Origin of the sequence: Pseudomonas brassicacearum (assembly GCF_003732265.1) — a bacterium.
GTDB classification, from domain to species: Bacteria; Pseudomonadota; Gammaproteobacteria; order Pseudomonadales; family Pseudomonadaceae; genus Aquipseudomonas; species Aquipseudomonas brassicacearum_D.
Map to the genome: position 1 here is coordinate 1 of NZ_MOBK01000209.1, position 584 is coordinate 584.

Annotated in this window: 2 protein-coding genes; both read left to right on the plus strand. The window is 58.7% G+C overall.

What is annotated here, in order from left to right; translation table 11 throughout:
• The first annotated feature begins 2 nt into the window (after window positions 1-2).
• The gene (locus BK660_RS30885) at window positions 3-248 is read left to right on the plus strand and encodes a DUF2790 domain-containing protein (RefSeq protein WP_123436429.1); all 246 of its coding nucleotides are present in this window, start codon (window positions 3-5) and stop codon (window positions 246-248) included.
• 9 nt (window positions 249-257) lie between these two features.
• A partial coding sequence (locus tag BK660_RS30890) for a response regulator (protein ID WP_123436430.1) occupies window positions 258-584 on the plus strand: 327 nt, incomplete at its 3' end.

Here is a 584-nt window from a genome sequence, read left to right on the forward strand (position 1 = left end):
TCCTGCTCGCCTTCACCGCCCTCCTCGCCACCGGCAGCGTGTTCGCCGCGAACATGCCCGACACCGCCGTGATTCATGACAAATCCGGCTTCTACGTCAATCTCGATGTCGACAAAGTCCTGTCCAGCACCGATATTTCACAAGCGTGTGGCGTGGTCCCGGCGCAATTGAATTACCTCGACCATCAGGGCCGCGAACATGTGCTGGACTATCAGGTACAAGGCAGCGGCTGCATCAATGACCATTGAGACTGATCGATGAATATTCTGGTTGTCGAAGACGAACCCAAGGCGGGCAACTACCTGCTCAACGGTTTACAGGAACTGGGTTACAGCGTCAGCCTCGCCCGCGACGGTGCCGACGGGCTGCACCTGGCGCTGGAACACAGTTTCGATGTGATCGTGCTCGATGTGATGATGCCGAAAATGGATGGCTGGGAAGTCCTGCGCCGGTTGCGCAAGGAAGCGGACACACCGGTGCTGTTCCTCACCGCCCGCGATGACATCCCCGACCGCGTCCAAGGCCTCGAACTGGGTGCCGACGATTACCTGATCAAGCCGTTTTCCTTCGCCGAACTGGTGGCA